7 protein-coding genes and 1 pseudogene are annotated in these 8,279 nt (G+C 75.1%); 6 read left to right on the top strand and 2 right to left on the bottom strand.

The window, feature by feature from the left end; translation table 11 throughout:
- A pseudogene (locus tag G5C65_RS26030) lies at nt 1–830 on the top strand (CHAD domain-containing protein); the annotation flags it as partial.
- Complete coding sequence (locus G5C65_RS26025) at nt 818–1,276, top strand: NUDIX hydrolase (protein WP_338146666.1); 459 nt, start codon at nt 818–820, stop codon at nt 1,274–1,276. The pseudogene G5C65_RS26030 and the gene G5C65_RS26025, both read left to right, overlap by 13 nt.
- Nucleotides 1,277–1,315: 39 nt before the next feature.
- Here the strand turns inward: G5C65_RS26025 and G5C65_RS26020 are convergent, their stop codons facing one another.
- Nucleotides 1,316–2,137 (bottom strand): class I SAM-dependent methyltransferase, encoded by an 822-nt coding sequence (locus G5C65_RS26020; RefSeq protein WP_165301370.1) that lies wholly within the window; start codon nt 2,135–2,137, stop codon nt 1,316–1,318.
- A gap of 156 nt (nt 2,138–2,293) precedes the next feature.
- On the opposite strand from G5C65_RS26020, the gene mshA reads away from it, so the two are divergent.
- From mshA to G5C65_RS26005, 3 genes are all read left to right on the top strand, one after another.
- Nucleotides 2,294–3,664 (top strand): D-inositol-3-phosphate glycosyltransferase, encoded by a 1,371-nt coding sequence (gene mshA, locus G5C65_RS26015; protein ID WP_420903362.1) that lies wholly within the window; start codon nt 2,294–2,296, stop codon nt 3,662–3,664.
- Complete coding sequence (locus G5C65_RS26010; protein WP_165301369.1) at nt 3,657–4,163, top strand: type III secretion system chaperone family protein; 507 nt, start codon at nt 3,657–3,659, stop codon at nt 4,161–4,163. The genes mshA and G5C65_RS26010 overlap by 8 nt, the downstream gene beginning before the upstream one ends.
- Nucleotides 4,164–4,303: 140 nt before the next feature.
- Nucleotides 4,304–5,950 carry a hypothetical protein gene (locus G5C65_RS26005; RefSeq protein ID WP_241266059.1) on the top strand — a complete coding sequence of 549 codons (1,647 nt, stop codon included), beginning with the start codon at nt 4,304–4,306 and terminating at the stop codon, nt 5,948–5,950.
- On the opposite strand, the gene G5C65_RS26000 is transcribed toward G5C65_RS26005, so the two are convergent.
- Nucleotides 5,910–7,328 (bottom strand): MDR family MFS transporter, encoded by a 1,419-nt coding sequence (locus G5C65_RS26000; protein WP_420903361.1) that lies wholly within the window; start codon nt 7,326–7,328, stop codon nt 5,910–5,912. The genes G5C65_RS26005 and G5C65_RS26000 overlap by 41 nt on opposite strands.
- 139 nt (nt 7,329–7,467) lie before the next feature.
- On the opposite strand from G5C65_RS26000, the gene G5C65_RS25995 reads away from it, so the two are divergent.
- Nucleotides 7,468–8,229 carry a phosphoglyceromutase gene (locus G5C65_RS25995; protein WP_165301367.1) on the top strand — a complete coding sequence of 254 codons (762 nt, stop codon included), beginning with the start codon at nt 7,468–7,470 and terminating at the stop codon, nt 8,227–8,229.
- Nucleotides 8,230–8,279: the final 50 nt, after the last annotated feature.

The following is an 8,279-nucleotide window of genomic DNA, read 5'->3' as shown; positions in this document are numbered from 1 at the left end:
GGTCGGGGGAGCGCGGGAAGCGCGGCTCGCTTCCGGTGGGCGCCGCGCGCGCCGGGGCGCTGCTGGAGCGGCAGCTCACCCTGTCCCGTACCCGCGCCCACTCGGCGGCGCTCCAGGCGCTCGGCTCGTCGCGCTTCCACGCGGTCGCCGACGAGGTCGCGGTGCTCGCCTCCGAGGTGCCGTTCCGCAGCGATACCGGCGGGACCGGCGGGACCGGTGGGACCGGCGATACCGGTGGGGCCGGTGGGGCCGGCAGGGCCGCCGAGGACGCGCTCCCGGTGCTGGTCTCGCTCGCCGAGCAGGCACAGTGGCGGCTGGCGGAGGCGGTCGAAGCGCTGCCGCTGTCCCGCGCCGGGGCCCCGTACAACGCGGAGGCGCTGGCCCGCTCGCTGGCCGTCGAGGCCCGGCAGGACGCCGCGTGGCACCACGTACGGGCGCTGCTGCGGGTGCACCGCTACGCGCAGGAGGTGCTGGCCGCCGGGGGCGCCCCCGGCAGCGGCGACCCCCGGCTGGTGCCGGCCAGCCGCGCCCTCGACCGGCACCGGGACGCGGCGGAGGCGGCCGCCGCCGCCTCCTCGGCTGCGGCCACCCCGCGCATCGCGCCCGCCACCGCGTACGCGCTGGGCGTGCTCCACGCCGACCAGCGGCACGAGGTGGAGGCGGCCCGGTTCGCCTTCGGCCGCCTGTGGGTCTCCACCGCCCCGGTCCAGGACCAGCTGGGCCCCCAGGGGCGCCCGGACCGGGCGGACCGGGCGGAGCGCGCGGACCGGGCGGACCGGGCCGGGCTGACGGAACGGCTGGACGGGCGGGCGTCGCTGTGGACCCGGTGACCCCGCACACCCCCGCCGGCCCGGTCCGCGCCGCGGGCTGCGTCCTGTGGCGCCGCGCCCCGTCCGGCGACGGCATCGAACTGGCGCTGGTCCACCGGCCGAAGTACGGCGACTGGTCGTGGCCGAAGGGCAAGCTGAACCGCGCGGAACGGGAGGACGCGCGGTGCGGCGAGCGGCGCGCCGCGCGCCGCGAGGTGCGCGAGGAGACGGGGATGGAGTGCGAGCTGGGCGCCCCGCTGCCGACCATGCGCTATCTGGCCCAGGGTCGCCCCAAGGTCGTCAGCTACTGGGCGGCGGAGGCGACGGACGGGGAGTTCGCCGTGAACCGGGAGGTGGACCGGCTGCTGTGGCTCTCCCCCCGGGACGCGCGCCGGCACCTCACCTACGACCACGACCGCCCCCTGGTGGACGCCCTCCTGAACACCCTCCACCAGGTGTGTGACTGACCGCGAGGGGGTGGCGCCCCGAGGCGGCGCCCAGCCGCCTCAGGAGGACCCGAACCCTCCACCCGGCGCGACCGCGCTCCACCGGACCGTGACCTCGCCCTGCCGCCACCGGCTCTCGCGGTCGGTCACCGGCCAGTCCGCCGAGAGCCGCCGTACGGCCCGCACCCACCGCTGTCGCGCGCTCAGCGCGCCGTAGGGGGCCAGCTCCGCCCAGGCCCGGTCGAAGTCCCGCAGAAAGGCGTACACGGGCTCGCCGGGCACGTTGCGGTGGATCAGCGCCTTCGGCAGCCGCTCCGCGAGGTCCGAGGGGGCGCCCAGGGAGCCCAGGCGGGCGGCGAAGGTCACCGTGCGCGGGCCCTCCGGGCCGAGCGCGACCCACACGTGCCGCCGCCCGATCTCGTCGCAGGTGCCCTCGACCAGCAGCCCGCCGGGCGCCAGCCGCGCGCACAGCCGGCCCCAGGCGGCGGCCACCTCGCTCTCCCCGTACTGCCGCAGCACGTTCGCCGCCCGGATCAGCAGCGGGCGCCCCGCGCCGTCCGGCAGCGGGATCTCGAAGCCGCCGCGTACGAAGCACAGCCCCTCCCGGGCGCAGGCCCGCGCGGCGGCCACCCGCTCCGGCTCGATCTCGACGCCGTAGACCCGGGTGTCGGCGCGGACGGTGCGCAGCCGGGTCAGCAGCTCCCGCGCCGTCCAGGGCGCGGCCCCGTAGCCGAGGTCCACGGCGACCGGCGGGGACGGCGCACCGCGCAGCGCGGCGCCGTGGACGGCGGCGATCCAGCGGTCCATACGGCGCAGCCGGTTCGGACTGGTCGTCCCGCGCGTCACCGTGCCCACGGGCCGGGACGGCGCGCGTGCGTGCATGGAAGGAGGGTACGCCGGGGCGCCCGGAGCGCCTTGGGTCAAGATTGGGCAAAGTCGAAATGAGACGCAACCTTTCCGCTGTTGTACGTCGCGGGCTGCTTCCGCACGGCGTCCCGCGGTCCGCCCTGTCCCTGTCCCCGAGGAGGCAACGGCACCGTGAGCCACTACGTGTCCCGGCTCGGCCAGCGCCGCTCCGCCCGGCCGGAGCGGCAGTCGAGGACCGCCCGGCAGCCGCTGCTGCGCCTGCCCGGCCCCCGGCGCCCCCGCCGGGTGGCCATGTTCAGCGTGCACACCTCCCCGCTCCACCAGCCGGGCACCGGCGACGCGGGCGGTATGAACGTCTATATCGTCGAGCTGGCCCGGCAGCTCGCCGCGCAGGGCACCGAGGTGGAGGTCTTCACCCGCGCCACGACGGGAGCCCTCGCGCCCGCCGTCGAGCTGGAGCCCGGCGTCCTGGTCCGCCATATCGACGCGGGCCCGTACGAGGGGCTGGCCAAGGAGGACCTGCCCGCGCAGCTGTGCGCGTTCACCCACGGGGTGATGCAGGTCTGGGCGGGGCACCGCCCCGGCTACTACGACCTGGTGCACTCCCACTACTGGCTCTCCGGGCACGTCGGCTGGCTGGCCGCGCAGCGCTGGGGCGTGCCGCTGGTGCACGCGATGCACACCATGGCCAAGGTCAAGAACGCGGCCCTGGCGGACGGCGACACCCCCGAGCCCGCGGCCCGCGTCATCGGCGAGACCCAGATCGTGCGGGCCGCCGACCGGCTCATCGCCAACACGGAGGACGAGGCGGGCGAGCTGGCGCGGCACTACGGCGCGCACGGCGGCCGTACCGCGATCGTGCACCCCGGCGTCAACCTGGAGCGCTTCCGCCCGGCCGACGGCCGCGCCGCGGCGCGCGCCCGCCTCGGCCTTCCCCAGGACGCCCTGGTCCCGCTCTTCGCGGGCCGGATCCAGCCGCTGAAGGCGCCCGATGTGCTGCTGCGCGCCGTCGCGCTGCTGGTGGACGAGAACCCCGCGCTGCGCTCCCGGCTGCTGGTGCCGGTGGTCGGCGGGCCGAGCGGCAGCGGGCTGGCGAAGCCGGAGGGGCTGCAGAAGCTCGCCGCCAGGCTGGGCATCGCCGACCTGGTGCGCTTCCGGCCGCCGGTCGGCCAGGAGCAGCTCGCCGACTGGTACCGCGCGGCGTCCGTCCTGGTGATGCCGTCGTACAGCGAGTCGTTCGGGCTGGTCGCGGCGGAGGCGCAGGCGTGCGGCACGCCGGTGGTCGCGGCGTCCGTGGGCGGGCTTCCGGTGGTCGTGCGGGACGGGGAGAGCGGCTATCTGGTCGCGGGGCACGACCCGGCCGACTACGCCCGCGCCCTGCGCCGGTTCGCCGCGGACGACACGCTGGCCGCGCGCCTGGGCGAGGCGGCAGCCCGGCACGCGCAGGGCTTCGGCTGGGCGGCAGCCGCCGCGGCGACCGCCGAGGTGTACACCGACGCGCTGCACGAGCGGCGCCGTCACCTACGATCGCCCCATGGCTGACGTGGCGGCCGCCGAGGCGGCGAGGGACGCGATCGAGCACACGCTCCAGGACGCGGAGCTGGAGTGGGAGCACCCGGCCGAGGGCACCTATGTCGTCACCCTGCCCGGCACCCGCAAGCTCGCCACGACCTGCTCGCTGGCCGTCGGTACGCACTCCCTCTCGGTCAACGCGTTCGTCATCCGCAGGCCCGACGAGAACCACGCCGCCGTGCACCGCTGGCTGCTGGAGCGCAACACCCGGCTGTACGGGGTGGCCTACGCGGCCGACCGGATGGGGGACATCTACCTGGTGGGCCGGCTGCCGCTGTCCGCCGTCACCCCCCAGGAGGTCGACCGGCTGCTGGGCAGCGTGCTGGAGAACGCGGACGGGTCGTTCAACACGCTGCTGGAGATGGGCTTCGCGTCGTCCATCCGGCGCGAGTACGCCTGGCGCACCTCCCGCGGCGAGTCCACCCGCAACCTGGCGGCGTTCACCCATCTGACCGGCGCGGACGACTGAGCCGGATCCGCCCCGCCCCGGGGCGGGGCGCTGTCTGGTATATCCCTGCCCGATCGCTGGCTTCCCTCGGTCCGCCGTGGCATGCTGCGCGCCATTAACCCGCCGTATGAACGTCGTTCATATTCATGAAAGGCGAGTTCATGGTTCCCACCCGCAGACACCTCCTCGGCAGCGCCGGGGCCGCCGCGCTGACGGCGCTCGGCTCCGCCGCCGCGACCGGGACCGCGACCGCGGCCGCCCGCGACCGCGGCGCCGCCGCCTCCGCCCTCTGGCGGGAGTTCGCCGCCGCCCCGTACACGCACCCGCAGATCCCGTACGTCGGCCGGGCCGGCGCCCGCTCCGCGCCGCCCGCGCACGGCCGCCGCGTCCTCGTGCGCCGCCCGGCGCGCGGCCGGGACGCCGCCGGAGCCCTCAACCGCGCCCTGCGCGAGGTGGGCGAGGCGGGCGGCGGCACCGTCCAGTTGGAGCCGGGCACGTACCACGTCGGGGACGTCATACGGATCGCCCACGACCGCGTCACCCTGCGCGGCGCGGGCAGCGGCCGTACGACGCTCCATCCCACCGCCCACCTCACCGACCTCATCGGCCCTTACGGCAGCCGCTACGGCGGGGACAAGTCCGCCTGGTCCTGGGCGGGCGGCCTGGTGTGGGTGTGCCCCCGGGCGCGCTGGGACAGCCTCGTGGCCGCCATCCGGACGCGCGAGTGGCCGTTCGAAGGGTGGACCGGAAACGCGCGGGACGAGTGGCGCACCCTCACCGCGCTGGACGACGCGCCGCGCGGCGCGTGGACCGTACGGGCCGCGGACCCCGGCGCCCTGCGCCCCGGTCAGCTCGTCCTCCTCCAGCTGAGCGACGACGGGGAGCACACGCTCCTGCGGCACATGGCGGGCGACGTCCCCGGCGCCGCCCGCTACTCCTGGGCGGAGCGGGAGAAGCTGGTCAGCTATGTGCCCTACGAGTGGCCGGTGCGGGTGCGCGCGGTGCGCGGCAGAGCGGTCGCCCTGGAGCGCCCCCTCCCGCTCGACCTGCGCGCCGCCTGGCAGCCGCGGCTGACCACCCTGGTCCGCCCGGTGACCCGGTCCGGGGTCGAGGGCCTCACCGTCGGCTTCGACCGCACCGAGCAGTCCCCGCACCTGCACGACCAGGGCCGCAACGGCGTGGTCTTCCAGTGCGCCTACGACTGCCGTGCCGACGACGTCCGCGTGGTCAACGCGGACAACGGCTTCGGCCTGGTCGCCGCCTCCGCCTGCACGCTGCGCCGCACCCGGGTCTCCGGCCGCGGCAGCCACCATCCGTACTTCTGCCGTGAGGGCTCGCACGACAACCTGGTCGAGCGCTTCCGCATCGACCGCCGCACCGTTCCCGCGCCGCCCGGCAGCCAGTTGCACGGCATCAATGTGGAAGGGCTGAGCAGCCACAACGTCTGGTCCCGGGGCCGCATGGACATGGGGACGTTCGACACCCACCGCGGCATGCCCTTCGCGAACGTGCGCACCCAGATCACCGTCCACAACGACGGGCGGCACGGCGGCGACGCCTCCGCGGGCCCGCTCTACGGGGCGCGGTTCGCTCACTGGAACGTCACCGTCGCCAACGCCCGCGCGGGCTGCGTCAGGCTGGACGGGATCGCGCCGTACAGCGCGACCGTCGGCATCAGCAGGGTCCGCGAGTGGGGCCAGATCGACGAGCCGGACTTCGACGGGGAGCTGCACACCCGGCTGGAGGGGTACGGCTGCCCGGACGGCGTCAGGCCGTGGAATCTGTACGAGGCGCAGCGGGCTCTGTGACCCGCTCCCGCTCCCCGGCCCTGGCCTCGGCGGCGGGCCCGTGAGCGGCCCCCGCGCCATCCCGGGGGGCGCGGGGGCCGTCCGCGGGCCGCTCGCCGTCCGGCGCCCGCCCGTCGTCCACGCGGCGCAGCAGCACCGCGTACCCCAGCGCGGTCACCAAGCCGACGGCCGCGCTGCCCGTCCACAGCGCCGTCGAGCCGAAGTGCTGGATGACGAAGCCGCCCACCAGCGGCGCGGTGAGGTTCGCCGCCGCCCAGGACATGCTGTACATGCCCTGGTACCGGCCGCGGCCGTGCACCGGGGAGAGCCGGACGACCAGCCCCATCTGCGTCGGTGTGTTGACGACCTCGCCAACCGTCCAGACGACGACGGCGAAGACGTAGAACGGGACCGAGCCGGCGAACGCGTTCAGCCCGAAGCCGAGGCCGATGAGCACGGTGGAGACCACCAGGATCCGGCCGGGGTCGCGGCCCTGGATGAGCCGGGTGACCGGCAGCTGGATGAGCACGATCAGCAGCCCGTTCGCCGCGATGGCCAGACCGAAGTCGCTGCTGGAGAAGCCCTGTTCCCCCATGGCGATGGGGAGGGCGACGAAGCCCTGCTGGATCAGCGACGCCACCAGCAGGCTCAGCCCGACGACGGTCATGAACCTGCCGTCCCGCAGCACCGTCCACAGCGACACCCGACGGTCCTCCTCCGCCGCGCCGCCCGCCCCGTCCGCGCCGCCGGGCCCGCGCCGCTGCCCGGCGCGCTCGGGGCGGGACTCCGGCAGCTTGACGAACACCAGGACCGCGCACGCCAGCACCATCGCGGCCTCGGAGAAGAACAGCAGGTGGTAGCTGTACTTGGCGATGAGCCCGGCGGCCGTGGAGGAGATGGCGAACCCGAGGTTGATCGCCCAGTAGTTGAGCGCGAACGCGCGCACCCGGTCCTCGGGCCGGACCAGGTCCGCGATCATCGCCTGGACGGCGGGCCGGGAGCCGGCGGTGGACATCCCGACGACCCCGGCGACGGCCGCGATGGCCACCGGATGCGTCACCAGGCTGAGCGCCGCGACGGACGCGGCGGTCGACAGCTGCGCGAGCAGCAGGGTGGGCCGCCGCCCGAGCCGGTCGGTCAGCACGCCCGCGCCGATGGACGCCACCACCCCGCCCGCGCCGTACAGCGCGCCCACCAGACCGGCGTACGACGCCGAGTAGCCGCGCTCGACGGTCAGATAGAGCGCCAGGAAGGTGGCGACGAACGACCCCAGGCGGTTGACGAGCGTGCTCGTCCACAGCCACCAGAACGCGCGCGGCAGCCCGCCCACGCTCTCGGACAGGCCCCGCCCGATGCTGCGGAGCGCCAGCCCCGGCACGCCCGACATCCCTGCAGCCATGGTGCGCCCCCCTGACAAGACCGAGCGGTAAGTGGCGAACTGCCGATGCGTAAATTACGCACGGCGTCCGGGAGCGTGCCATCCGATTAGCAGACACCGTCAATCAGCGCGTGCCCGCACACCCAGTAGGCTCGGTGGCATGGCCGACGCACCGTACAAGCTGATCCTCCTCCGCCACGGAGAGAGCGACTGGAACGCGAAGAACCTGTTCACCGGCTGGGTGGACGTCAATCTCACCGACAAGGGCGAGAAGGAGGCGGTCCGCGGCGGCGAGCTGCTCAAGGACGCCGGCCTGCTGCCCGATGTCGTGCACACCTCCGTCCAGAAGCGCGCCATCCGCACGGCGCAGCTCGGCCTGGAGGCCGCCGACCGGCACTGGATCCCGGTGCACCGCTCCTGGCGGCTGAACGAGCGGCACTACGGCGCGCTCCAGGGCAAGGACAAGGCGCAGGTCCGCGACGAGTACGGCGAGGAGCAGTTCATGCTCTGGCGCCGCTCCTACGACACCCCGCCGCCCGAGCTGGCGGACGGCGCCGAGTTCTCGCAGAGCGACGACCCGCGCTACGCCGGGATCCCCGGCGAGCTGCGCCCCCGCACCGAGTGCCTGAAGGACGTCGTCGTCCGGATGCTGCCCTACTGGTACGACGGCATCATCCCGGACCTGCTGGCGGGCCGCACCGTCCTGGTCGCCGCGCACGGCAACAGCCTGCGTGCCCTCGTCAAGCACCTGGACGGCATCTCCGACGAGGAGATCTCGGGCCTCAACATCCCCACCGGCATCCCGCTCGCCTACGAGCTGGACGCCGACTTCCGCCCCGTCCGCACCGGCGGCACCTACCTCGACCCGGAAGCGGCGAAGGCGGCCATCGAGGCCGTCAAGAACCAGGGCAAGAAGAAGTAGGGCAAGAAGAAGCAGGGCTTCCGGGGCGGGAGGCAGGCGGGAGGCAGGCG

Source organism: Streptomyces boncukensis, assembly GCF_011045075.1.
Taxonomy (GTDB): Bacteria; Actinomycetota; Actinomycetes; order Streptomycetales; family Streptomycetaceae; genus Streptomyces; species Streptomyces boncukensis.
The sequence above is the reverse complement of the archived record's forward strand: the minus strand, read 5'-3'. Positions and strand labels throughout refer to the sequence as shown.

What these genes read in the sequence shown, in the direction of transcription:
- G5C65_RS26005 (WP_241266059.1), top strand. Translation starts at nt 4,304, where the DNA reads ATGGTTCCCACCCGCAGACACCTCCTCGGCAGCGCCGGGGCCGCCGCG.
- G5C65_RS26000 (WP_420903361.1), bottom strand. Translation starts at nt 7,328, where the DNA reads ATGGCTGCAGGGATGTCGGGCGTGCCGGGGCTGGCGCTCCGCAGCATC.
- G5C65_RS26020 (WP_165301370.1), bottom strand. Translation starts at nt 2,137, where the DNA reads ATGCACGCACGCGCGCCGTCCCGGCCCGTGGGCACGGTGACGCGCGGG.
- G5C65_RS25995 (WP_165301367.1), top strand. Translation starts at nt 7,468, where the DNA reads ATGGCCGACGCACCGTACAAGCTGATCCTCCTCCGCCACGGAGAGAGC.
- G5C65_RS26010 (WP_165301369.1), top strand. Translation starts at nt 3,657, where the DNA reads ATGGCTGACGTGGCGGCCGCCGAGGCGGCGAGGGACGCGATCGAGCAC.